Source organism: uncultured Microbacterium sp., from assembly GCF_947632095.1.
Lineage (GTDB): Bacteria > Actinomycetota > Actinomycetes > Actinomycetales > Microbacteriaceae > Microbacterium.
Genome location: NZ_CANROA010000001.1, coordinates 154,326 through 178,209, shown reverse-complemented (window position 1 = coordinate 178,209; position 23,884 = coordinate 154,326). Strand labels below are relative to the sequence as shown.

The window sequence follows — 23,884 nt, the reverse complement described above, 5'->3', positions numbered from 1 at the left end:
CCCAAGGGTTCGGGGTGCGGCCGAGTTTCGACGCGGCTGGCGCCGACGGCAACCCTGACAGCCTACGCCAGGAGCGGCCATCGGCGGCATCGGGAAGTGGGAGGATGGAGGGGTGAGTGCAATCGTTCCTGATGTCGTTCCGTTCGCGTCTGAAGCGGCCGCCGGTGGCGCCGCATTCGTGGAGACCCCGGTCCCGTACGACGCCCTCGTCCTCGCGAGCTTCGGCGGACCGGAGGGGCAGGAAGACGTCATCCCGTTCCTCCGCAATGTCACCGGAGGACGCGGCATCCCGGATGAACGACTCGAGGAAGTAGCCGTCCACTACCGTCATTTCGGCGGTGTGAGCCCGATCAATCAACAGAACCGCGAGCTGAAGTCGGCGCTCGAAGCGGAACTCGCGCATCGCGGCATCGACCTGCCGGTCTACTGGGGAAACCGCAACTGGACCCCCTACCTCGACGACGCCTTCACCGCCGCGGTCGCCGATGGGCACTCGACGCTTCTCGTGCTGGCCACCAGCGCTTACAGCTCCTACTCCAGCGATCGTCAGTATCGCGAGGACATCGCGCGTGTCATGACCGAGAACGACCTCGGTTCGGTCGCCACCGCCGACAAGGTGCGTCTCTTCTTCGACCACCCCGGATTCGTGCAGCCCTTCCAGGAAGGCGTCGACGAAGCGGTGAGCCGCTTCGTCGAGCAGGGGATCGCAGCATCCGACATCCACGTCCTCTTCACCACGCACTCCATCCCGACGGCCGACGCAGAGCGCTCCGGCCCGCGCGACGTCGACTGGGGCGAGGGCGGCGCCTATGCCGCGCAGCACCGCGCCGTCGCCGCGCACATCATCGAGAACCTCGGCGTCGTCACCGGCGGCGCGACCGTTCCGTGGCAGCTCGTCTTCCAGTCGCGCTCGGGTCCGCCGAGCCAGCCGTGGCTGGAACCCGACATCAACGATGTGATCGCGACCCTGCCCGAAGCCGGCGCCAAGGCGGTCGTCATCGTCCCACTCGGGTTCATCAGCGACCACATGGAGGTGCTGTGGGACCTCGACACCGAGGCGCTCGACAGCGCCAAGGCCGTAGGGCTCCCCGCCGTGCGCACGGCGACGCCGGGCACGCACCCGGCGTTCGTCGCCGGACTCGTGGATCTGGTCGTCGAACGCCTCGAGGGAACGCCGGCCGCCGAGCGGCCTCACGCGACCGCGCTCGGACCGTGGCCCGATATCTCCCGACCCGGTGACTGCGAGAACGTCCGTCTCGGTTTCAAGCCCGCCGCGGCCGGACTCGCTCCCTGATGCGCGATGCGCGGGCCTTCTAGGATGGAGCGTATGCGCATCCATATCGCCACCGACCACGCCGGACTCGAGTTCTCCACTCAGCTGCAGGAGCACCTGCGCGGAGCCGGTCATGATGTGGTCGATCACGGGCCGATCGAATACGACGCCGTCGACGACTACCCGTCCTTCTGCATCCGCGCAGCGCAAGCTGTCGTCGCAGATCAGGCGGCCGGCGTCGAGGCTCTCGGAGTCGTCTTCGGCGGATCCGGCAACGGCGAGCAGATCGCGGCCAACAAGGTTGCAGGCATCCGTGCGGCGCTGGTCTGGAACCTCTCGACGGCCGAGCTCGCCCGCGAGCACAACGACGCCAACGTCATCTCGATCGGTGCGCGCCAGCACAGCTTCGATGAGGTCGTCTCCTTCATCGAGCGCTTCATCGCGACGCCGTTCCCCGGTGACGAGCGCCACGTGCGCCGCATCGGCCAGATCGCCGATTTCGAGAACGACGGCACCCTGCTTCCGGACCCCCGCGCCTGATATGCCCGAGGGTCATTCCGTCCATCGCATCGCCCGCCAGTTCGACCGGAACTTCATCGGCAAGGCGCTGAGCGCTTCCAGCCCACAGGGGCGTTTCGCGGAGGGCGCCGAGCTGCTCGACGGGCGTGAAGCGATCAGCGTCCAAGCCGTCGGCAAGCAGATGTTCCTCGAGACCGAGGGAGATCTCTGGCTCCGTGTGCACCTCGGGCTCTACGGGGCTTGGGACTTCGCGGGGGAGATTCTGCTCGATCCGACCATCGCCTCGGCGAACGGACGGATGGGACAGACGAACCAGCGCGGCACCGATCTCGACGGTGACGAATCGATCATGGACGACGACGGCGAGAACTCGCTCTCATCGATCGGGGCTCCCCGCCGCTCCCGCGTGCACGTGCGCATGTCCGAGGACACCCGCGGACTCGCCGAGGACGACCTCGAATGGCCGCCGCCGGTCGTCGGACAGGTGCGTCTGCGCCTCATGACCGATATCACCGCGGCCGATCTTCGCGGCCCGACAGCATGCGTGCTGCAGACCCCCGATGAGATGCTCGCATCCGTCGCCAAGCTCGGACCGGACCCGCTCGTGGGCGATCCCGCCGAGAACGAGGAGCGCTTCGTGCGCGCCGTTCGCAAACGCGGCACCGCCATCGCGCTCCTGCTCATGGATCAGGCCGTGGTCAGTGGAATCGGCAACGTCTACCGTGCCGAGATGCTCTTCCGAGCACGGTTGAACCCGCACATCAAGGGGAAGGACATCCCCGAGGACATCGTGCGCCAGCTGTGGGTCGACTGGGCCTACCTGCTGCCCATCGGCGTCGAGACCGGGCAGATGATGACCATGGACGGCCTCACCGGCGCCGACTACCGTGCGGCGATGGCCCGACGCGATGATCGGCACTGGGTGTATCACCGTGCCGGCCTTCCCTGCCGGTTGTGCGGGACGGAGATCGTGCTCGAGGAGCTCGGCGCGCGCAAGCTCTATTGGTGCCCGCGCTGTCAGGCATGAGCATGGCGGCGACCTGTGATGCCCCGGCGGTGATCAGAGCCGCACGGATCGTCGGCCCCGGGCGAGAGTTCCTCATGGATGACGAGCCGGTTGACGTGCTGCTGGAATCTGGGCGCATCGTCGATATCGCCCCGATGGGGGCGCTCAGATCTCGTGGCGTTGTTCTTGATGCCGAGGGCGCCTGGCTGATGCCGGGATTGTGGGACAACCACGTGCACACCGTGCAGTGGGCGCTGGCTGCCGAGCGAGAATCGCTGGGCGAGGCCACCTCCGCCGCGGAGGCGGCCCGCCGGATGGCCACGGTGGCTCCGCTCGCCGATGGGCGGAGAATCGGAACGGGTTTCCGAGATGCCCTTTGGTCGGATGCGCCGTCCCTCGGAGTGCTTGATCAGGAGACGGGCGCGGTCCCGACTTATCTGATCAACGCCGACGTGCACAGCGTCTGGCTCAATTCGGCGGCCCTCGCCCGCGAGGGGTTCACCTCGCCGGATGGGATGCTGCGCGAACAGGATGCTTTCGAGATTTCCCGACGCGTGAACGCCGCGGATCCGGCCCACGCCGATGAGGCCGTGGCGCGGGCCATGGCCATTGCGGCCTCGCGCGGCGTGACGGGCATCGTCGATTTCGACATGGCCTGGAACGTCGAGGCATGGGAACGTCGAAGCGCCGCGGGGCTGCTGACGCAACGCGTCGAGTTCGCCGTCTACCCCGAGCACCTCGACCGTGCGATCGGCGCGGGGCTGAGAACGGGCGACATCATGGCGGACTCGGGCGGACTCATCACCGTCGGATCGCTCAAGATCATCACCGACGGGTCGCTCGGCACTCGCACGGCGGCATGTGCGCATCCGTACCCTGACCATGGCGGGCGCGGAGTGCTCACCATTGCCCGGGATGAACTCGTCGATCTGCTGACCCGTGCGACCGGCGCGGGGCTCTCCGCCTCGGTCCATGCGATCGGAGACCGGGCAGTGTCATCGGCGTTGGATGCTGTGACCAGCACGGGCGCGACCGGAACCCTGGAACATGCTCAGCTCGTGCGCCACGCGGATCTCGCGCGCATCGCCCGGCTGGGTCTGACCGCCAGCATCCAACCGCAGCACGCACTCGACGACCGCGACCTGGTGGACGGCTACTGGGCGGCACAGACTTCTGTCGGCTACCCGATGGCTTCCCTGTTGCGCGTCGGTGCAGGTCTGCGTCTGGGATCGGATGCTCCGGTGGCACCGCTGGATCCGTGGCAGGCCATCGCCGCGGCCGTGCTGCGCACGGATGACGAGCGCGATCCGTGGCATTCGGAGGAGCGACTCACGGTCGATGAGGCGATCGTCGCGAGCGTGCGGGGTGCGGTTCGGCCGGGCGATCGCGCGGACCTCGTGCTCTGCGGCGCTGATCCGCGCACCGCAGACGCCGCAACGCTGCGCAGCATGCCCGTCGCCGCGACTCTGGTCGCCGGCCGCGTGACGCACAGCGCCTGAGGAAGCGCGAAAGGGCATCGGGACGAATCCCGATGCCCTTCCCGGAGGTGTTCGCGGATTACTCGGCGATGTGGGCGACGAGGAACCAGCGGTCCTTCTCGAGGCCGCGCATGATCTCGATGGCGACATCCTGGCTGGTGAGGTCGATCTCGTCGAGTCCCTCGATCGCAGCCTTCGTGTCGACGAGGATCGCGTCGATGTCGGCGATGATGTTGCGGATGAGATCGGTCGACTGGGCGAATCCTGCCGGGACCTCGGTCGAGTTCTTCGCGGCGACCGCGCTCACACGGGCGTCGATCGGAAGCCCCAGGGCGACGATGCGCTCGGCGGCCTCATCGGCGAATGCGCCGGCGTGCTCGACGATCGTGTCGAAGAGCTCGTGGATGCCGACGAAGTTCGCACCGCGAACGTGCCAGTGGGCCTGCTTGCCGTTGACCGTCAGAGCCTGAAGTCCGAGGACGAGGGGCGAGAGGAACTGGGCCGCTGCAGCGGCGACGGTGGGGTCGCTGGCGGTGGTCGAGATGGTGGTTGCCTTGCTCATTTTTTTCTCCTCCGAAAGTTCTCAAGTCGTGCCTGATGAATACAACGGTACTCGGCCTGAAAGATTCCGCAAGGAAGCTGAGGCTCGGCTTAATGCCCCGAATATCCGCGTAATCACGCGGAAGTGAGGGTAGTCTCACCTCATGAGTATCTCCTCGTCAGCATCCGTTCTCGCCCTTGCCCAGTCGGCTCCGAGCATCGCGGAAGACGCCTTCGTGGCAGACGGTGCACGCATCGTCGGCGCCGTCACCCTCGAAGCCGGATCCAGCGTCTGGTACAACGCGGTCCTGCGGGGCGACTCCGCGCCGATCACTGTCGGTCGCGGCAGTAACGTGCAGGACAACGTCTCGGTCCACGTCGACAGCGACCACGGCGTCACGATCGGGGAGAACGTCTCGATCGGGCACAACGCGGTCGTGCACGGCTGCACGATCGGCGACGGCTCGCTCATCGGGATGGGCGCCGTCGTCCTCAGCGGAGCCGTCATCGGTCGGGGATGCCTCGTCGCCGGGGGAGCCGTGATCCTGGGTGGCACCGTCATCCCCGACGGTTCGTTGGTCGCCGGCGTCCCGGCAAAGGTCCGGCGCGAGCTGAGTGACGAGGAGCGGGCAGGGATCATCGACAACGCCGAGATCTATCACGTGCACCGCGGCACGCATCAGCAGGCCTCACGGCTCCAGTAAAGTGGCTCTTCGGACATTCGGTGGGGGTCATGGGGTCAGTCCGCCGGCGGCGAGGAGCATTCTGAGGCGGTAGTTGTCGCGGTTGCGGAAGCCGCGGGCGAGGCGGCGGTGGAGCTCGATGATGCCGTTGATGGCTTCGGTGCCGCCGTTGTTCGCGCGGCCGGTGGTGAAGTACGCGAGGAACGCGTCGCGCCACCGGCGGAGTGTCCGGCCGAGCCGGGCGATTTCGGGGATAGGACAGGTGTGGAACGTGTCAACGACGGTCGTGGCGGTGACGCGCCCGGCGGTCAGGTCTGCTTGCCGGTAGGCGTCGCGTAGCTGTTGGGCGCAGTGCCAGGCCACTTCCACCTCAACGTGTTCCTCCCGGTGGGTGAACGCCGCTTGGAGTCGGGCGTGCTGTTTCTCGGTGAGGTTCTCCCTTCCTGCGCGGAGGATGGTCTGGATGCCGTAGAGCGGGTCGCCCTTGCGGCCACGATGCCCCAGGGTGGTCTGCTGGACCCGGCGGCGGACCTCGTCAACAGCAGCGGTGCCGAGCTTGACGACATGAAACGCGTCCAACACCGCGACGGCGTCTTCGAGTTCATCGTCGATGGCGTTCTTGTACCCGGCGAACGGGTCAAGCGCGGCCACCTTCACGCGGCGGCGGAATGCATCGCCACGTTGCTGGAGTCAGGTCGCGTACGCCTTCCTTGACCGGCCGGGCACGAGATCCAGCAGCCTGGCGCGCACGCGGCCGTGTTCGTCGCGGGTGAGGTCGACCATCCCGGTCAGCTCTTTCGGACTCTGCTTGCGCGGGTCGACATGGTGCCAGATGTGCTCATCAACGCCAAGGGTACTCACACCCTCGAAGCGCGCCGGGTCAGCAGCCATGCGCTCCAGTTCGGGCACTACCGCCCGCCATACCGTCTTCCACGATGTCCCCAGCTGGCGGGCAAGCCCCTGGATGGTCGCGTGTTCGTGGCGCAGCTGCCTGATCGCCCACGCGATGGCGCGATGGGTGATGGACCCACGGGCAGCAACCAGGCTGGGGACTTGTTCCACGAACGTCTTCTTCGCGCAGTCGGTATCGTCGCACCGCCAGATCCGTTGTCGCCACAGCACCCGAACCCGGGTGACACCCGGCACGTCATGGAGCACACGGGGTCGGCGTCCCCGGCCTGTCGCGATCACCCCGCACGCCGGGCATCCAGTCGGCTGCGGGGGTGTCGAGACCGTCACGACCATCAATGCGTCGTCGCGGTCGACGTGTTCAACCTGCACGCCCTCGAGGCCGAGCAGGAGGTCGCAGCGGGAACACGGGGCGGTAATGGAGCGCGTATCAGGGCACGCCGAAGTATGTTGAAACACGTCGAGGTCCTCGTGGTCAATCAGATAGTCAGCGCTTCTGATCCTCGGGGACCTCGACCCCTACCCGCCCGACCTCACCCGGCGCGCCTCACCCCCACCGAATGTCCGAAGAGCCAGTAAAGTGAGTAGTCGCGGGGCCGTAGCCAAGCTGGTCAAGGCAGCGAGCTCATAACTCGACGATCCGTGGGTTCAAGTCCCACCGGCCCCACCGCTAGCCGCCTCAGAGCGGTCGAGCCGTGATGGCCTCGGCGCCGAGGTCCTTGCGCGCCGTCTTCAGGCACTTCGTGCACAGCAGCTCGACGGTGCGCGGGTGGTCCTCACCGCACGTGCAATCGATCGTGACGCGCCACTTCGCACGGCGTCCGCAGGGGGCGTAGCCCTCGTCATCGCCGTGGTCGCACTCGCAGATCTGGGGTGCGTCGTCGTCCCAGCCGAGCGACATGTCGGCGAAAGCCTGGTCGAATGGATCCGCCGTGAGGTCGGGCAGCACGGGCAGGTGCATGGGACTGTTCTTGGCCATCACATCACGTTCCCGATGTAGGAGTACTTCACGAACACCTCGGCGCCGATTCTGGACTCCTCGAGCACGCCCTGAAGGGCGTTCATCATGTAGTTGGAGTCCCAGCCCATGTAGAGGAAATTCGCGTCATCGAGGCGGTCCCACTGGCCCTTCCACGCCATGCGGTCGTAGATCGGCCCGCCGTGGGCGGCGCAATAGGCCAGCGCTGCCGCGGGGTCATCCGTCCAGGCACGTCGGAAGATGCGGTTGAACAGGGCGCGGACGTCCTTGATCTCCCAGTGCTCGCCCCGGTACTCGACGTAGTCGAATTCGCGGTCCCAGCCCGCCGGCCAGCCGCGACGGCGCACCGCGTCGAGCACCGGTGTCAGCCCGTCATCGTCGATCTCCGGGAGCGCCGGGCGTGCCCAGGTCTCCAGGAGGAGCTGAGTGAGATCGCGAGTCCGTTGGGCGATTGCGGCGGTTCCCCAAGCTTCCTGGTCTATCAGGGCGTGCGTGGCGGGCACGGCGCTTCGTGCATATGCCGTGTCGCGCTTGTCTGCGAAGGATGCTCCGAAGGCCCGCTCCGCCAGAGGCTGTTCGAGCAGCGTCAGGTTGCCCAGCGTCGGGGCAAGGGCGCGGTGGCTGTTCTGCTCGTCCTCGGTGTAGTCGCGCCAGGTGCGGATGCCGTCGCCCGACCAGGAATCGCCCGGCGACAGTGGAACGATGTGCTCGACGTCGAAATCGGTCGCATCGTCGACGTTTTCGATCCGGCTGAGGATGTAGGCGGCATGGGGGAGCTCCACATACTTCAGCACGGCAGCGACCCGCTCATCCGAAGGCGTGATGCGAGCGACGGCCCGCATGAAAGCATCACGACTCTCATCGCGGGCTCGGCACAGACGTGCGATCAGGCGCTCCATCGGAAGGCTGACCAGGGCGCGCCGAAGATAGAGCGCCTGAATCCACTCGAGCGACTCGATGAGCTCGGCGCGCGTCGTCAGCCCGCGTCGGTACTCGCTGAGGCTCCGCAGCACGAGCGGGTAGGCCGAGCGGCCGAACGTGTTCACCCCCTCGAGGTGTCGGCGGATCTTCTCGTCGTTTTCGAGAGCGGGCTCGAGCAGCGCGCCGTAAATCTCGGCGAAGTGACGCCAGGTCGCGGCATCCGACTGCAGGTGCTCGGCGTCGACGCGAGGGAAGGAACGTCGGAAGGCGCTGTACACTCCATGCTCACCATTCGCAGCGATCTCACGCCCGGTGGTCATGACGAGATAATGGCGCCAGAAGGCGCCGATCATCTCACCGGTGTGCTGCTCGATGGGCAACCAGAACCGATTCTCGACGTCGAGCTGCTCGGCGTGCGTCAGACCCATCAGGATGTAGTTGTGGATCAGCTCGTGATCGCGCAGAGGCTCACCGGTCGAGTTCAGGCTCTCGAAGATCTGCTGAGCGTTGGCCTGCGCGCCGAGGGTGATCGAGACGTGCTCGAGCTTCTGCAGACCTGCCCAGATCTGCGGAACCTCGTCGGCATGGATCTGGCTGCGGAAGAAGGCGTAGTTGTCGTCGAAGCGTGACTCGCGGTCGATGTCGGAGCGGCGGTCGAGCACGACGGAGTCGTAGAGGTCCGCCCAGGCGTCGTGCGGGCGCAGCTTCGTGCGCGACGGATCATCCGCGCGCACGAGCACGCGCTCGAGCTCCGCGGCGAGTGCCGGATCGTCTTCCTGCACCGAGTGGTGGAGGGCGGCGACCAGGAGCATGAGCGTGGTGATGCGCTGCTGGCCGTCGATGAGGATCAGATCGGTCTCGGAGGAGTCCTGGGCCGAGAGGATCGAACCGATGAAGTGCCGGTGGGTCTGGTTCTCGCCGGCGACGGCCCGAATATCGGAGAGGAGGCGCTCGCACCCGCCGATGTCCCAGCGGTACTGCCGCTGGTAAACGGGGACGACGATCGATGTTTCGGGTGCGGACAGCCACTGGATGGTTCCGACGGCGTTCGCTTCGACATTCGTGGCGGTGGCCATGGTGTTCGCTTCAGCTCCTCATAGCGGCGGAAACCTGCGCACCGCCCCGAACGAGTCTAGCCGCCGTCGAATTTCCACGGTCGTGTCACACGGCCTGTACAGCGCCCCCTGTTAGGATCGCCTTATCAGGGCTTGTTAAAACGTGCTCGCCCGCGATGAAAGGACATGACCTAACTCATGGGATACATCAAATCTGCAGCGCTTGAAGACAAGGGCTTCGTCATCCTCGACAGCTACGGCGCGGAGATGGACCCGAAGGAATGGCTCGACATCGAGTATGTCGACTGGAAGTCCTCTGGCGACACCCGCTTCGCGCCGCTGGCCAGTGCCAAGGGCGAGATCGAGTGCAACGGCTTCTGGAACCACAAGCCGCCGCGCACCGACAAGGACGGCGTCTGGATCGATTCCCAGACCGCGATCGCTCCGACCCTCACCGCACGCGCGCAGGAGCCGGGTGCGAACGTCGGCCGCTGCCGCATCATCGAGCTGCAGCCCACGCCCTATGGTGAGTGCCTCTACAACCTCCACCAGGATGACAACAACCGTCTGAACCCTGATGGCACCGGCTGGGTCGTCCGCGGATTCTTCAACCTCTCCGATGACAAGGACAGCTACTTCGTCCTGCGCGAGAACCGCACCGACCCGAGCATCGAGTACCGCATCGCGCTTCCCGCCGGAGCACAGCTCATCGTCGACACGCAGCGCCTGTGGCACGCGGCGACGCACAACGGCACCGAGCCGCGCTACTGCCTCATCACGTCGTGGGAGTCCGGCCCCGAGCTCGATGCCTACATCGAGAAGTACAACGGCACCGACCAGCACGAGCAGTTCGAGGTCGCGCAGGATGTCCTCGAGGCGGGTTACGCCGAGCAGGCCCGCAAGGATGCCGCTCGCGCTGCCTACTACGCAGCCAAGGGCCAGCAGGCCAAGCTCGCGATGAGCGAGGCATAAGCACCGCACGTCACTGCACCGATGGGGTCCGCGAGCATTCGCGGGCCCCATTCGTGCATGGGAGGATTCCACCGTGAAAAGTCGTTCTCCTGCACGAGTCGCCGTTGCTGTTGCGGTCTCCGCCGTTCTCGCCGTAGGCATGTCCGGGTGCGAGCAATGGCCGCGCGCAGCAGAGGAAGCATCTGCGATGCTTGCGGCGGTCGAGGGGTTGCCGGGCGTCATCGACGCCTATGAGATCAGCAGGGAGCGCACGTTCGACTCCGGCGCATACGCTTCCGTCACCGTGCAGATGGCCGACACCGCCTCCAGCGCCGAGATCCTCGACGTCGTGACGGCCTGGGGTGAGACCCACAGCGATGATTCGAAGACACGCATCGATATCCAGGTCGACATCGGCGACGACTGCCATCTCACCGTGGACGATGATGCGGATGACCCCCGACTGTCGGACACCGCCGACTTCTTCGTCGCGCTGTGCGATGCGGCGCCCGGCGCGGCCGTCTACCTGGAACTCGGATGGACCGTGCGCAGCGTCTTCGTCAACACGATGACGGACGCCGATGAAGAGAGGCTCGACGCGCTCGCCCAGCAGTGGCGCGAGCTGCCCGGCGCGCAGGTCGAACACGATCACTGGCGCATCGTCGACGCGGGACGGACCCAGAAGCTGTACCAGTGGTGAGCGGACCGCACGCTTGTCATTGCGGGCATGTTGGGTGAGAATGGCCTCATAACCGCATATCGTCCGCCACTTCGTGGATCAGGTCGTAGGGGAAGACGCACCTGACGAAACGGAGAGATCATGGCGACGGCTTACGCACGCGGAGTGGTGTATGTCCACTCGGCGCCTCGCGCGCTCTGCCCACACCTCGAATGGGCTGTCGGGCGCGCTCTCGGTCGTGCAGTGAATTTCGACTGGACGGATCAGCCCGTCCTCGAAGGCGCCCGACGCACCGAATTCTATTGGGACGGTCCCGCGGGCACCGGAGCCCAGATGGCCACGGCGATGCGCGGCTGGGAGCATCTGCGCTTCGAGATCACCGAGGATGCCACGGCGCGCAATGACGGCGGCCGGTGGATGCATACTCCGGATCTCGGCATCCACTACGCGCAGACCGACGCGGCCGGCAACGTCGTGATCGGGGAGGATCGCATCCGATATGCGATGGAGATCGCTGCGGGCGATGCTTTCGAACTGCAGCGAGAACTCGGTGTCGCTCTGGGATCTGCCTGGGATGACGAGCTCGAGCCCTTCCGGAACGTCGGTGATGCTGCCAGCGTCGTCTGGCTGCACAAGGTCGGGTGAGTGCGGCCGATAAGACTCGGCGCGGGAGGCACGAGTATCGGAGGCCGGTGACGAACCCTGGGAACTGAGAACGCGAATCCTGCTCCAACGCTGAAGGTCCTGACCCCGGACGAGGGCAGGACCTTCAGCGTTGGAGCGACGGGTCAGCCGTCGTAATCGGTGAACGCCACGACGGCGTTGTGGCCGCCGAATCCGAACGAGTTGCTGATCACGAGCTGTGGGCCGTCACCGAGCGCCTGGGCGTCGCGTGATACGCGCAGCGGGATCTCGGGGTCCTGCGTGGTGATGTTGATCGTCGGCGGCGCGATGCGGTCGCGGATCGCGAGCACCGCGAAGATCGCTTCGAGCGCTCCTGTGCCGCCCAGCAGGTGTCCGGTGGCGGACTTGGTGGCCGAGACGGGGATCTCGTGCACGCGGTCGCCGATGACGTTCTTCAACGCCGTGTACTCGTTCGGGTCGCCGACCGGGGTCGAGGTCGCGTGCGCGTTGATGTGGGTGATGTCGTCCGGGGTGCGCCCGGCGGATTCGAGAGCGAGCTTGACTGCGCGCTCTGCGCCCTCGGGGGCATTCGCGGTGATGTGGTAGGCGTCCGCCGTCACGCCACCGCCGACGAGCTCGGCGTAGATCTTGGCGCCGCGCGCCTTGGCGTGCTCCTCGGTCTCGAGGATGAGCACGGCCGCGCCCTCGCCCATGACGAAGCCGTCGCGGTCGACGGAGTACGGACGCGATGCGGTCGCGGGGTCATCATTGCGGCGGGACAGCGCCTGCATGGAAGCGAAGGAGGCGATCGTGATGGGGTGGATGGCCGATTCGGTTCCACCGGCGATGACGACGTCGGCCAGGCCCGCCTGGAGGTGCTCGTAGGCGTTCACGAGCGACTCGGTGCTCGACGCGCAGGCCGAGGCCACGGTGCGCGCGAAGGCGCGGGCGGTGAAGTGGAGGGAGAGATTGCCGGCGGCGGAGTTCGGCATGAGCATGGGCACCGTCATCGGCATGACACGGCGCGGGCCCTTTTCGCGGAGGGTGTCCCAGGCGTCGAGCAGCGTCCAGACGCCGCCGATGCCTGTGGCGAAATCGACGCCCAGGCGTTCGGGGTCGACATCAGGCGAGCCCGCATCCTCCCACGCTTCCATGGCGGCGATGAGCGCGAACTGCGATGACGGGTCGAGGCGCTTGGCCACCGGACGGGCAAGGACTTCCTCCGGACGCACGGACGCTTCCGCGGCGAAGGTCACGGGGAGTCCGAGTTCGGCCACCCACTCATGTGCGAGGGACTTGCCGCCGGAAACGCCGGCGAGCAGATTGGTCCAGTTCTCGGGGGCCGTACCGCCGATGGCGGAGGTGGCACCGATGCCGGTGACGACGATGCGCTTGGTCATGGGGTGTGGGTTCCTTGTCGAACGAAAAGCGGGGTGTTCTCGAGTGAAGGGAAAGCGGCGGATGCCACACCCCGCGAAGAGCGGGGGTGGCATCCGTCAGATGTCACTCCTGGCCGGAGACGATGAAGGAGACGGCGTCGTTGACGGTCTTGAGGTTCTTGACCTCGTCGTCGGGGATCGTGACGCCGAACTTCTCCTCGGCGTTGACGACGATCGTCATCATGGAGATCGAGTCGATGTCGAGGTCGTCGGTGAAGGACTTCTCGAGGGCGACCTCCGAGGCGTCGATGCCGGTCTCGTCGGTGATGAGCTCTGCGAGGCCGGCGAGGACCTCATCCTGGGTGAAAGCCATGTGGTTTTCCTCTTTCTTGCGGGTTGTATTCGGAACCGATGAACAGTTTAGGGAACCGGCGGGCCGGATCAGGGGAGGACGACGACCTGCGCTGCGAAAACGAGGCCCGCGCCGAAGCCGATCTGCAGCGCCAGACCCCCGGAAAGCTCCGGGTGCTCCGCCATCAGGCGGTGGCTGGCGAGCGGGATGGACGCCGCGGACGTGTTGCCCGTCGTCTCGATGTCTCGCGCGATGACGGTCGTCTCAGGCAGCTTCAGCTGCTTGGCGAATTCGTCGATGATGCGCATGTTCGCCTGGTGGGGGATGAAGGCGGCCAGGTCGCCGGGTTCGATGCCCGCGGCCTCGATCGCACGGCGGGCGACCTTCGCCATTTCCCAGACGGCCCAGCGGAAAACCGTCTGGCCCTCCTGTCGGAGCGTCGGCCAGGGGATCTCGCCATCGCCGTCGCGGTACTCGGTGAGCGTATGGTTCATGCCGACCGCTCCGGCCTTCGAACCGTCTGAGCCCCAAATCGCGGGTGCGATGCCGGGGGTTTCGCTGGGCCCGATGAGCGCAGCTCCTGCACCGTCACCGAGAAGGAAGGAGATGCTGCGGTCGGTCGGGTCGACGATGTCGGAGAGCTTCTCCGTGCCGATGACGAGGGCGTACCGTGCCGCACCGGCGCGGATCAGCGCATCCGCCTGGGCGATGGCATAGGCGTAACCGGCGCAGGCGGCGTTGACGTCGTATGCCGCGGCGGGGTTCGCGCCGACGCGGTCGGCCACGATCGCAGAGACCGAGGGCGACTGCTTCGGGTTGCTGATCGTCGCGACGATCACCAGATCGACGTCGGATGCCGGGATGCCGGCTGTGGCGATCGCCTCAGCGCCCGCATCCGCGGCGAGGTCGATGGCATTGGTCTCGGCGTTGGCCCGCGTGCGGGTGATGATGCCGGTGCGCTGACGGATCCACTCATCGCTGGAGTCGATCGGTTCGATGAGGTCATCATTCGGGACGGCGTTCTCACCGCGCGCCGCACCGTAGGCGAGGATGCGCGTGTACTGGGGGCCGGTGGCCTGCTTCAGGGTGATGCTCATGCGGCTGCTCCGTTCAGCAGCTCAGCCGCTGCATCGAGATCTTCGGGGGTCTTGACGGCCACGGTCGGCGTGCCGCGGAGTCCGCGCTTGGCGAGACCCGTGAGCGCCCCGGCGGGGGCGAGTTCGATCATGCCGCTGATACCTGCGTCGGTGAAGCTCGACATGCACTGATCCCAGCGGACAGGCGAGGAGATCTGATCGACGATGAGGTCGAGCGCAGCGCTTCCCGATTGCACCACGGAACCATCGCGGTTCGTCCAGAGCGTGATGCTCGGATCGTTCGCAGCGACATCGGCGACCGCCGAGCGGAGTGCGTCTACGGCCGAGGCCATGTAGGCCGTGTGGAAGGCGCCCGCGACCTGGAGCGGGATGACGCGCGTTCCCCTGAGCGGGGCTTCGGCGAGTTCTGCGAGGGACGCCAGGGCGCCGGCCACGACGATCTGGCCGCCGCCGTTGTAGTTCGCGGGGGAGAGGTTCAGCTCATCCAAACGTGCCAGAAGTGCATCTTCGTCTCCTCCGAGGACCGCGCTCATGCCCGTCGGCGTCTGTGCCGCGGCATCCGCCATGGCTCGCCCGCGGATGCCGACGAGACGCATTGCGTCCGCCGCGCTGATCACGTCTGCGCCGACGACGGCCGCGAGCTCGCCGACCGAATGGCCGGCGATGCCATCGGCGGTTCGTCCCGCACGTGCCCGAAGCGCGTCTCCGGCGATCAGTGAGGCGGCGACGATCAGAGGCTGGGCGATGCGCGTGTCGCGGATCGTGTCGGCATCGGATTCCGTGCCGTGCCGGATGAGGTCGACCTCAGCGGCCTCGGAGTATGCGGCGAGAGCCTCGCCGACTCCGTCGAGTTCGAGCCAGGGAGCGAGGAAGCCGGGGGTCTGAGAGCCCTGTCCAGGGCAGGCTACGACAATCACCTGTCCAGTCTGCCAAGGATCGCACCCAGACGGTGGATGAACCCTCACAAGATTCGGTGAATCCTTTATGGGCGTCACACAGGGGCGTGGGGGTCAGCGCGAACGACGGCCCGAAGGGCGCCGGCGGACGCTCTCGCTCGTGCCGATGGAGCCCAGAATCAACGCCGTCTGCAGGATCAGCGCCTCGCGCGGACCCGTGGCGTCCCAGCCGATGACCTCGCTGACACGTTTGAGTCGATAGCGGACCGTGTTCGGGTGAACGAATAGCTCCCGCGCAGTTGCTTCGAGCGAGCGGCCGTTGTCGAGGTAGCTCCACAGGGTGGTGACGAGATCCGTCGAGTGCGCCTGAAGCGGACGGTAGATGCGATCGATCAGCGTCTGCTTCGCCAGAGGGTCTCCGGCCAGGGCCCGCTCGGGAAGCAGATCATCAGCTTCGACCGGACGAGGAGCAGTGCGCCATGCGCGGGCGACCGCAAAACCGGCCAGCGCCGCGCGCGCGCTCTGCCCGGCGTCCACGAGCGCGGCCACCGGAGGGCCGAGGACGACGAATCCCGGGCCGAAAGACGACTCGAGGCGTGCTGCGATCTCCTCGAAGGCGAGGTCGTCCTCGGCTTCCTCCCGACCGGCCACCTGGGCCCGGCCGAGGACGAGCACGAGGCGCGAACCCTGAACGCCGATGAGTACATCGACGGCGAGTTTTCGCGCGGTGCGGCGGACGTGATCGACGTCGAACTGCGGGGGAGTCGTTCCCACGAGCACGCAGACCTCGCCGTGGCCATGCCAGCCGAGCGCCGCGATGCGACTGGGCAGCTCCTCATCGGCCTCGCCGGTGAGGATCGAGTCGACGACGAGGGCTTCCAGCCGAGCATCCCACAGGCCGCGCGCCTCCGCGGCGCGGGCGTAGACATCGGCAGCGGCGAACGCCACATCACGCGAATAGAGGAGGATCGCTTCCCGCAGGACCTCGTCCTTGTCGGCGATGCGCTCCTCGGTGATCTCGACCGTGACGCGGATCAGCTGCAACGTCTGCGTCAGGCTGACGCTGCGCAGCAGCTCTCGCGGAGCCGCGGCGAAGATATCCGCTGCGATCCACGGGGTCGACGTCGGATCATCGAACCACTGGATGAACGAGGTGATGCCCGCCTGGGCCACCAGCCCGACCGCAGAGCGGCGGGCTGGTGGCATATCGGCGTACCAGGGCAGCGTCTCTTCCAGACGCTGGATCGTCGCCGTCGCCAGGTCGCCGGAGATCCGGCGGAGCCAGGCGAGGGTGGCGTCCTTGTCCATCGAGGAGGCAGGCGACGCGGTCACGCGCCGCTCAGCTCTCGCCGCCGGCGTTTCCGCTCGTACCGGCGTTGACGTTGTGCAGGTCGTACTTCGCGATCGCCTCAGCGATCTTCGAACGCTCGATCTGCCCCTTGTCGGCGAGCCCCTGCAGGGCGCGGACGACCATGGACGGACCATCGATCTTGAAGTAGCGGCGTGCAGCGGCACGCGTGTCGGCGAAGCCGAAGCCGTCAGCGCCGAGCGTGTAGTAATCGCCCGGGATCCACTGGCGAACCTGGTCCTGGACCGCGTGCATGAAGTCGCTCGTCGCGATGAACGGGCCCTCGGCGCCCTGCAGCTTCTGCGTCAGGTACGCGACCTTCGGCTCGGCCTCGGGGTGGAGGAAGTTGTGCTCGTCGGCGGCGAGGCCGTCGCGGCGCAGCTCATTCCAGCTGGTGACGGACCAGACGTCGGCGGTCACGCCCCAATCCTTGGCCAACAGTTCCTGGGCCTCGATGGCCCACGGCACGCCGACGCCCGAGGCGAGCAGCTGCACGCGGGGCCCGGTGCCCTCGCCGACAGAGACGCGGTGGATGCCCTTGAGGATTCCCTCGACATCGACGTCTTCCGGCTCAGCCGGCTGCTTCAACGGCTCGTTGTAGACCGTCAGGTAGTACATGACATCGGGGTCGGGGTGGTTGCCGCCGTACATGCGCTCGATGCCGGCCTGGACGATGTGCGAGACCTCGTAGCCGTAGGCCGGGTCGTAGGACAACGTCGACGGGTTGGTCGATGCCAGCAACGGCGAGTGGCCGTCGGCGTGCTGCGTGCCCTCACCGGTCAGCGTCGTGCGGCCGGCGGTCGCGCCGATGACGAAACCGCGCGCCATCTGGTCGGCTGCCGCCCAGAAGGCGTCACCGGTGCGCTGGTAGCCGAACATCGAGTAGAAGATGTAGATCGGGATCAGCGGCTCGCCGTGCGTCGAGTACGCCGTGCCGGTGGTGGTGAACGCCGCGGTGGCGCCCGCCTCGTTGATGCCGACGTGCATGATCTGGCCCTGCGGGCTCTCCTTGTAGGCAAGGAGCAGCTCGCGGTCGACGGCCGTGTAGTTCTGGCCGTTGGGGTTGTAGATCTTCGCGGTCGGGAAGTAGGCGTCCATGCCGAAGGTGCGCGCCTCGTCCGGGATGATCGGCACGACGCGCTCTCCGAAGCCCTTGACCTTCATGAGGTCCTTGAGCATGCGGACGAACGCCATGGTCGTCGCGACTTCCTGGTTGCCCGAGCCCTTCTTGGGGAAGGCGTAGTCCTTGTCCTCGGGGAGCGTGAGCCCGACGTGGGTCGAGCGGCGCTCGGGGAGGAAGCCGCCGAGGTCGCGACGGCGGTCCAGCATGTACTGGATCGTCTCGTCCTGCGCGCCCGGGTGGTAGTACGGCGGGCGGTACGGGTCGGCCTCGAGCTGAGCGTCGGTGACCGGGATCTGCATGGTGTCGCGGAAGAGCTTCAGATCATCCAGCGTCATCTTCTTCATCTGGTGGGTCGCGTTGCGGCCCTCGAAGTGCGGACCGAGGCCGTAGCCCTTGACGGTCTTGGCGAGGATGACGGTCGGCTGACCCTTGTGCTCCATGGCCGCCTTGTAGGCTGCGTACACCTTGCGGTAGTCGTGGCCGCCGCGGCGCAGCTTCCAGATCTGGTCGTCGGTGTAGTCCTTGACCAGGGCCGCAGTGCGCTCATCGCGACCGAAGAAGTGGTCACGGACGAAGGCGCCGCTCTCGGCCTTGTAGGTCTGGTAGTCGCCGTCGGGCGTGGCGTTCATCAGGTTGAGCAGCGCACCGTCGGTGTCTCGGGAGAGCAGGTCGTCCCACTCGCGGCCCCAGACGACCTTGATGACGTTCCAGCCGGCGCCGCGGAAGTACGACTCCAGCTCCTGAATGATCTTGCCGTTGCCGCGGACCGGGCCGTCGAGGCGCTGCAGGTTGCAGTTGATCACGAAGGTGAGGTTGTCGAGGCCCTCGTTCGCTGCGACCTGCAGCTGCCCGCGGGATTCGACCTCATCCATCTCGCCGTCGCCGAGGAACGCCCACACGTGGGAGTCGGAGACGTCCTTGATGCCGCGGTTAGCGAGGTACTTGTTCGTCATCGCCTGGTAGATGGCGTTGATCGGGCCGAGGCCCATCGAGACGGTGGGGAACTGCCAGAAGTCGCGCATCATGCGCGGGTGCGGGTACGACGGGATGCCGTTCGGCGCGCCGGACTTCTCCTGACGGAACGCGTCGAGCTGGTTCTCGCTCAGACGGCCCTCGAGGAACGCGCGAGCGTACATGCCGGGAGAGGCGTGGCCCTGGTAGAAGATCTGGTCGCCACCGGAGGGGTGATCCTGACCGCGGAAGAAGTGGTTGTGGCCGACTTCGTACAGCGAAGCTGCCGAGGCGTAGGTCGAGATGTGACCGCCGACCCCGATGCCGGGGCGCTGTGCACGGTGCACCGTGACCGCGGCGTTCCAGCGGATCCAGTGGCGGTAACGGCGCTCGAGCTCTTCATCGCCGGGGAATTCCGGCTCGCTCTCGGACGCGATGGTGTTGATGTAGTCGGTGGTCGGAACCATCGGCACGTTGAGGTGCAGCTCCTTCGAGCGCTTGAGCATGCTGAGCATGATCTCGCGGCCGCGACCGGGGCCCTTGACGCCGACGAGCTCGTCAAGAGACTGCTGCCATTCGCCGGTCTCCTCCGGATCGCTGTCGAGGGGGCCCTGGGAGTACGGATCCTGGTCGTGAACGGTCACGTGGAGCCTTTCGTCAAGCTGGCAGGTCTTGCCAAGGAAACGGGAAGCGACGCGGGAAGCCTTGTCGGCACAGCACAACGCGCGCTTGGTTCAGCCTAACCCCCATTGAGGTGTGCGGCGCGCAACTGTGACATGGATATGATGGAAAGCACCAGGGCCTTTAGCTCAGCTGGTAGAGCGCCACGTTTACACCGTGGATGTCGTCGGTTCGATCCCGGCAGGGCCCACATCATCCGCATCCGTTGCTTCCGGGCCGCTTTCCGCTACAGTCCAGTCAGCGCCGTCGCATCCGCAGGCGGCTTTCCTATGCTGTGCATTCGAAAGGGGTTCTCATGGCCGACGCCGTTTCGCCTCGATCCACCACCGTTCAGGGCGGTTACCCGCCGGTGACGTTCACCTTCGACGGGGGAGCAGCCACCTGGCTCGGCGTCGGCATCGGCGGGTTCCTGATCACGGTGCTCACTCTCGGCATCTGCTACCCGTGGGCCGTCGTGATGACCTATCGCTGGAAGACCAAGCACACCTACCTCAACGGTCAGCGGCTGCGCTTCACGGGCAGCTCGATCGGCCTGTTCGGCATGTGGATCAAGTGGTTCCTGCTGTGCATCATCACGGTCGGCATCTACGGCTTCTGGGTCTACCCGCGTCTGCAGAAGTGGATCATCGAGCACCAGGTGCTCGACACCGCACGCTGAAGTCAGCTCTCCTCGTGAACGCGGGGATCGCCGTCGAACAGTCGGCCATCGGGACGCCCGAGGGCGGTGATCGCGTCGACTTCGTCGTCGGACAGCGTGATGGATGCTGCGGCGAGGTTCGCCTCCTGGTGCTCGAGCGAGGACGCCTTGGGGATCGCGACGCTCTCTCGTGCGACATGCCAGGCGAGCACCGCCTGAGCGGGGGAGATGCGGTGGGCATCGGCGATCTCGACGAGCACGGGCTCCTGCAGAACGTCGCGCGCCCAGCCGATCGGACTCCACGCCTCGGTGATGATGCCTTTCTCCCGGTGGTAGGCGAGCTGCTCGCTCTGCGGAAAGTACGGGTGTAACTCGATCTGGTTGACGACCGGTCGCACACCGGTCTCGCGCTCGAGCCGCTCGATGTGCTCGGGCAGGAAGTTCGAGACGCCGATCTGGCGCACAACACCGCGCTCGCGGGCATCGATGAGCGCGGCCCAGGCCTGGACGTACTCGTCCTGAATCGGGTTCGGCCAGTGGATGAGGTGCAGATCCGTCGCATCGAGGCCCAGTCGAGCGCGGCTCTCCTCGATGCTCCATCGTGCCTTTTCTCCCGAATGGTGCCGGCCGGGGAGCTTGGTGGTCACGATGACCGAACGGCGATCGGTCGAGGCATCCGCGACGGCCCGTCCGACGGCCCCCTCGTTCTCATAGTTGAACGCCGAATCGATGAGACGGTAGCCGGAATCGATCGCGGCGGCGATCGCTGTCGCCCCCGCATCGCCGTTCAGTCGATACGTGCCCAGTCCGATCGCGGGAAGCTCGAAGCCGTTGTGGGCGGTAGGGGTGGGAAGCGCGGGCATGGTGATCTCCTTCGATGACTGGGGCCAGCGTACGCGGCAGAATGGGGTCATGCGCTGCCCCTGTACATCCGGTGACATCTTCGACAGCTGCTGCGGGCCGATCCTCGCCGGTGCGCGGGATGCTCCCACTGCGGAGCGGCTGATGCGTTCGCGCTTCACGGCATTCGCTCTCGAGGATGCCGCGTACCTGCTGCGGTCGTGGCATCCATCGACCCGTCCCGCTGATCTCGACCTCGACGACGACGTGCGATGGACACGACTCGACATCCTCGATGTCGTGGAGGGCGGCCCGTTCGATGACTGCGGCGTTGTGGAGTTCGAAGCGTTCTACCGCGAGGAGGGCCGGGCGGGGTCGATGCGCGAGCGCAGCCGATTCCGGCGTGAGGATCGCATCTGGCGATATGTCGACGGCACGCCCGGTTGAAGAATCCGGGGCGGCGGATGTCGGCGCGCGCAGGTAGATTGGACGTGTGAACGCCAGCCCCGAGCAACAGCGCATCCTTCTCGACGTCGCCGACCTGGATCGTCGCCGCCAGCAGGCGGAACGAGCCCGAACCAATCCGGCCGAGGGCCCGCGCATCAATGAACTGGCCGCGCAGCGTCAGGAGCAGCTCCGCGAGCTGACCGCGCTCACCGGCACGCGCGATGATGTGCGCACCGAGCTCAGTCGGCTCGAGTCCGATGTCTCGGTCACCACGCAGCGTCGCACGCGTGATAGCGAGCGGCTCGCGACGTCGACCAACCCGAAGGACGCTCAGGCGCTCGAGCGCGAGGTCGCGAGCCTCGGGCATCGCATCAGCGCCCTCGAGGACGCTCAGCTCGAGGTCATGACCCGCGTCGAACAGGCGGAGGCGGCCGTCGCCGCGCAGCAGGCGCTGATCGACGCGACCACGTCCGAGGGCATCGCACTCACCGCGAAGGCGAAGAGCGCCGCGGCCGCGGCCGGCGAAGAGATCGAGAATCTCACGCGCGACCGCGCAGCGATCGTCGCTGACGTTCCCGCCGATCTGCTCGCGGATTACACGCGTCGTGCGTCGCGCGGAGTCGGCGTCGGACTGCTGCGTGCCAAGACGTGCGAGGGCTGCCGCATGGTGCTCTCCGAGACGCACCTCAGTGAGATTCGTCGTGCAGCGCAGGATGCCGTGGTCTCGTGCCCCGAATGCGGCGGCATCCTCGTCCGCACCGAAGAATCAGGACTGTGACGCGGCGGGCGGATCCGTCCGTCCGGCATTCACTGTGAACGTCCCCGCAGGCTGGCGTCCCGCTGACGGGATCCTGCTTTCGCGCTCATCTGCCGAGGGTCTTCTTGCCGTCCACGTCGACGCGGCGGGGAGTGAGATCGCCCGCCGATCCGTTGATGTCGAATGGGTGCGGAATGCGGAGTACGCCGACCATCCGCGCTGGATCCTTCGCAGTGCGCGTGACATCTACCCGGAACTGCTCTCGGCCGGCATCCGCCTGAGCCGGTCCCACGATCTGCTTCTCTGCCATGCCATTCTGCGCGACACGGATGCTGTGCCGCGCCCTCTGGCGCCATCGGTGCTCTGGCTCCCGGACGACCCGGCGGCGGTGCCTGCCGCGCCCGGGCTCTTCGACGTCGTCGACGAGCGCTCGGCCGCATCGGTCGGGACTCTTCTGGAACAGTTGCAGGAGCAGCGCCGGGTGATCGGCTCGGATCCCACCCATCGCCTCGTGCTGCTGTGCGCGGCGGAGTCCGCAGGCGGCCTGATCGCCGAGGAGATGCGCGCCGCGGGCCTTCCCTGGTCCGAGTCCGAGCACGACCGGATCCTCACCGAGGTGCTGGGCAGACGCCCGGCGGGTGGCGGCCCTCCGGAGAAACTCGCGGCTGCCACCGATGCCGTCCGCTTCCACCTGGGTGACTCCCACCTCCATCTCGACAGCCACCCGCGCCTGCTGCGGGCGCTGCATCGCGTCGGCGTGAACGTCGAATCGACGAGCCGGTGGGAGCTGAGAGAGGTCTCGCACCCGGTCATCCCGCCGCTGCTCGCGTACAAGAAGCTCTCGCGCCTGATGGCGGCGAACGGTTGGTCCTGGCTGTCGGAGTGGGTGCACGAGGGACGCTTCCGGCCGGTGTACATCCCGGGCGGGGTCGTGACGGGCCGTTGGGCTTCGGCCGGCGGCGGAGCACTGCAGCTGCCCCGCGTTCTTCGTTCCGCCGTGCGTGCGGACGACGGCTGGACACTGATCGTCGCCGATGTCGCCCAGCTCGAACCGCGCATGCTCGCGGCGTTGGCCGGCGACATGGCGATGGCCGAGGCCGCTCGTGGTCAGGACCTGTACGCCGGGGTCGTGGCATCCGGTGCCGTCGCCACCCGGGACGAGGCGAAGTTCGCGGTGCTCGGGGCGATGTACGGCGCGACCACGGGCGATAGCGGGCGTCTCGTGCCGCGGCTGCGCAAGGTGTACCCGCGTGCCATGAAGGTCGTCGACACCGCTGCGCGCATCGGTGAGAACGGGGGCGTCGTCTCGACTCGGTTGGGCCGTTCCTCGCCCCGGCCCGATCAGCAGTGGCATGACGACCACAGCGCAGCCGCCAGCGCCGATGCCGACCCCGCGCTGATTCCGCGGGTGCGCGCGCGATCGCGCGAGCGCGGACGCTTCACCCGCAACTTCGTCGTGCAAGGCACCGCGGCCGAATGGGCGCTGATCTGGCTCGCGGAGATCCGCCATCGGTTGCAGGAGCTTCCCCCCGCACGAACGGCTGCTCCGGCATCCGGCCCCTTTGGAACGCAGGCCCACCTGGCATTCTTCCTCCACGACGAAGTCATCCTGCACGTCCCCGAGGAGCAGGCGGATGCCGCGGCCGAGGCCGTGCGCACCGCGGCCGCCGTCGCTACGCGTCGGATCTTCGGAACGTTCCCCATCGATGTTCCGCTGGACCTGAAGATCGTGGCGTCCGCGGAGAAGTAGACTGGTCAG

22 protein-coding genes, 2 tRNA genes and 1 pseudogene are annotated in these 23,884 nt (G+C 66.9%); 14 read left to right on the top strand and 11 right to left on the bottom strand.

Annotation, left to right across the window (positions count from 1 at the left end; genetic code table 11):
• Positions 1-112: 112 nt before the first annotated feature.
• The 4 genes from Q0Z66_RS00870 to Q0Z66_RS00855 all read left to right on the top strand — a co-directional run bounded on the left by Q0Z66_RS00870 (position 113) and on the right by Q0Z66_RS00855 (position 4,297).
• The gene (locus Q0Z66_RS00870) at positions 113-1,294 is read left to right on the top strand and encodes a ferrochelatase (protein WP_298036533.1); all 1,182 of its coding nucleotides are present in this window, start codon (positions 113-115) and stop codon (positions 1,292-1,294) included.
• A gap of 33 nt (positions 1,295-1,327) precedes the next feature.
• Complete coding sequence (locus Q0Z66_RS00865; protein WP_298036531.1) at positions 1,328-1,813, top strand: ribose-5-phosphate isomerase; 486 nt, start codon at positions 1,328-1,330, stop codon at positions 1,811-1,813.
• A 1-nt stretch (position 1,814) separates the two neighbouring features.
• On the top strand, positions 1,815-2,819 hold the full coding sequence (locus Q0Z66_RS00860; protein WP_298036529.1) for a DNA-formamidopyrimidine glycosylase family protein: 1,005 nt from the start codon (positions 1,815-1,817) through the stop codon (positions 2,817-2,819).
• A 74-nt stretch (positions 2,820-2,893) separates the two neighbouring features.
• A complete protein-coding gene (locus Q0Z66_RS00855; protein WP_298036721.1) occupies positions 2,894-4,297 on the top strand; it encodes an amidohydrolase family protein in 1,404 nt (467 codons plus the stop codon).
• A 58-nt stretch (positions 4,298-4,355) separates the two neighbouring features.
• On the opposite strand, the gene Q0Z66_RS00850 is transcribed toward Q0Z66_RS00855, so the two are convergent.
• Positions 4,356-4,838 (bottom strand): DNA starvation/stationary phase protection protein, encoded by a 483-nt coding sequence (locus Q0Z66_RS00850; protein WP_298036528.1) that lies wholly within the window; start codon positions 4,836-4,838, stop codon positions 4,356-4,358.
• A gap of 142 nt (positions 4,839-4,980) precedes the next feature.
• Here Q0Z66_RS00850 and Q0Z66_RS00845 point away from each other — a divergent pair, with 142 nt between their 5' ends.
• Complete coding sequence (locus Q0Z66_RS00845) at positions 4,981-5,520, top strand: gamma carbonic anhydrase family protein (protein ID WP_298036526.1); 540 nt, start codon at positions 4,981-4,983, stop codon at positions 5,518-5,520.
• Positions 5,521-5,547: 27 nt separating this feature from the next.
• On the opposite strand, the pseudogene Q0Z66_RS00840 reads toward Q0Z66_RS00845, so the two are convergent.
• A pseudogene (locus Q0Z66_RS00840) lies at positions 5,548-6,744 on the bottom strand (ISL3 family transposase).
• 256 nt (positions 6,745-7,000) lie between these two features.
• On the opposite strand from Q0Z66_RS00840, the gene Q0Z66_RS00835 reads away from it, so the two are divergent.
• A tRNA-Ile gene (locus tag Q0Z66_RS00835) sits at positions 7,001-7,075 on the top strand.
• 12 nt (positions 7,076-7,087) lie between these two features.
• Here Q0Z66_RS00835 and Q0Z66_RS00830 read toward each other — a convergent pair.
• Together Q0Z66_RS00830 and Q0Z66_RS00825 are read right to left on the bottom strand one after the other, a co-directional pair.
• On the bottom strand, positions 7,088-7,387 hold the full coding sequence (locus tag Q0Z66_RS00830) for a hypothetical protein (protein WP_298036524.1): 300 nt from the start codon (positions 7,385-7,387) through the stop codon (positions 7,088-7,090).
• A complete protein-coding gene (locus Q0Z66_RS00825) occupies positions 7,387-9,384 on the bottom strand; it encodes a DUF262 domain-containing protein (protein WP_298036521.1) in 1,998 nt (665 codons plus the stop codon). Before Q0Z66_RS00825 ends, Q0Z66_RS00830 begins: the two co-directional genes overlap by 1 nt.
• Positions 9,385-9,561: 177 nt before the next feature.
• On the opposite strand from Q0Z66_RS00825, the gene Q0Z66_RS00820 reads away from it, so the two are divergent.
• The 3 genes from Q0Z66_RS00820 (at position 9,562) to Q0Z66_RS00810 (ending at position 11,638) form a co-directional block, all read left to right on the top strand.
• On the top strand, positions 9,562-10,335 hold the full coding sequence (locus Q0Z66_RS00820) for a hypothetical protein (protein WP_298036519.1): 774 nt from the start codon (positions 9,562-9,564) through the stop codon (positions 10,333-10,335).
• Positions 10,336-10,522: 187 nt separating this feature from the next.
• The gene (locus tag Q0Z66_RS00815; RefSeq protein ID WP_298036516.1) at positions 10,523-11,014 is read left to right on the top strand and encodes a hypothetical protein; all 492 of its coding nucleotides are present in this window, start codon (positions 10,523-10,525) and stop codon (positions 11,012-11,014) included.
• A 120-nt stretch (positions 11,015-11,134) separates the two neighbouring features.
• A complete protein-coding gene (locus Q0Z66_RS00810) occupies positions 11,135-11,638 on the top strand; it encodes a DUF3145 domain-containing protein (RefSeq protein ID WP_298036514.1) in 504 nt (167 codons plus the stop codon).
• 143 nt (positions 11,639-11,781) lie between these two features.
• On the opposite strand, the gene Q0Z66_RS00805 is transcribed toward Q0Z66_RS00810, so the two are convergent.
• From Q0Z66_RS00805 to aceE, 6 genes are all read right to left on the bottom strand, one after another.
• The gene (locus Q0Z66_RS00805) at positions 11,782-13,017 is read right to left on the bottom strand and encodes a beta-ketoacyl synthase (RefSeq protein WP_298036512.1); all 1,236 of its coding nucleotides are present in this window, start codon (positions 13,015-13,017) and stop codon (positions 11,782-11,784) included.
• 103 nt (positions 13,018-13,120) lie between these two features.
• Positions 13,121-13,369 (bottom strand): acyl carrier protein, encoded by a 249-nt coding sequence (locus tag Q0Z66_RS00800; protein WP_298036510.1) that lies wholly within the window; start codon positions 13,367-13,369, stop codon positions 13,121-13,123.
• A gap of 68 nt (positions 13,370-13,437) precedes the next feature.
• Positions 13,438-14,445 carry a beta-ketoacyl-ACP synthase III gene (locus Q0Z66_RS00795; protein WP_298036509.1) on the bottom strand — a complete coding sequence of 336 codons (1,008 nt, stop codon included), beginning with the start codon at positions 14,443-14,445 and terminating at the stop codon, positions 13,438-13,440.
• On the bottom strand, positions 14,442-15,362 hold the full coding sequence (locus Q0Z66_RS00790) for an ACP S-malonyltransferase (protein WP_298036508.1): 921 nt from the start codon (positions 15,360-15,362) through the stop codon (positions 14,442-14,444). Before Q0Z66_RS00790 ends, Q0Z66_RS00795 begins: the two co-directional genes overlap by 4 nt.
• Before the next feature lie 93 nt (positions 15,363-15,455).
• On the bottom strand, positions 15,456-16,649 hold the full coding sequence (locus Q0Z66_RS00785; RefSeq protein WP_298036718.1) for a CdaR family transcriptional regulator: 1,194 nt from the start codon (positions 16,647-16,649) through the stop codon (positions 15,456-15,458).
• 31 nt (positions 16,650-16,680) lie between these two features.
• Complete coding sequence (aceE, locus tag Q0Z66_RS00780; protein WP_298036506.1) at positions 16,681-19,407, bottom strand: pyruvate dehydrogenase (acetyl-transferring), homodimeric type; 2,727 nt, start codon at positions 19,405-19,407, stop codon at positions 16,681-16,683.
• Between the two features lie 154 nt (positions 19,408-19,561).
• Here aceE and Q0Z66_RS00775 point away from each other — a divergent pair.
• Together Q0Z66_RS00775 and Q0Z66_RS00770 are read left to right on the top strand one after the other, a co-directional pair.
• Positions 19,562-19,634 (top strand) — tRNA-Val (locus Q0Z66_RS00775).
• Positions 19,635-19,739: 105 nt separating this feature from the next.
• Positions 19,740-20,102: a DUF898 family protein gene (locus Q0Z66_RS00770; protein ID WP_298036503.1), complete on the top strand. Its 363-nt coding sequence runs from the start codon at positions 19,740-19,742 to the stop codon at positions 20,100-20,102.
• Positions 20,103-20,104: 2 nt separating this feature from the next.
• On the opposite strand, the gene Q0Z66_RS00765 is transcribed toward Q0Z66_RS00770, so the two are convergent.
• Positions 20,105-20,944 carry an aldo/keto reductase gene (locus Q0Z66_RS00765; RefSeq protein ID WP_298036501.1) on the bottom strand — a complete coding sequence of 280 codons (840 nt, stop codon included), beginning with the start codon at positions 20,942-20,944 and terminating at the stop codon, positions 20,105-20,107.
• 49 nt (positions 20,945-20,993) lie between these two features.
• Between Q0Z66_RS00765 and Q0Z66_RS00760 the strand changes: the two genes are divergently transcribed.
• The 3 genes from Q0Z66_RS00760 to Q0Z66_RS00750 are packed head-to-tail and all read left to right on the top strand — an operon-like array spanning position 20,994 to position 23,875.
• A complete protein-coding gene (locus Q0Z66_RS00760) occupies positions 20,994-21,368 on the top strand; it encodes a YchJ family metal-binding protein (protein WP_298036498.1) in 375 nt (124 codons plus the stop codon).
• Positions 21,369-21,414: 46 nt separating this feature from the next.
• Positions 21,415-22,146, top strand: a complete 732-nt coding sequence (locus Q0Z66_RS00755) for a C4-type zinc ribbon domain-containing protein (RefSeq protein WP_298036495.1) — start codon at positions 21,415-21,417, stop codon at positions 22,144-22,146.
• 34 nt (positions 22,147-22,180) lie between these two features.
• Positions 22,181-23,875: a bifunctional 3'-5' exonuclease/DNA polymerase gene (locus Q0Z66_RS00750; RefSeq protein ID WP_298036492.1), complete on the top strand. Its 1,695-nt coding sequence runs from the start codon at positions 22,181-22,183 to the stop codon at positions 23,873-23,875.
• Positions 23,876-23,884: the final 9 nt, after the last annotated feature.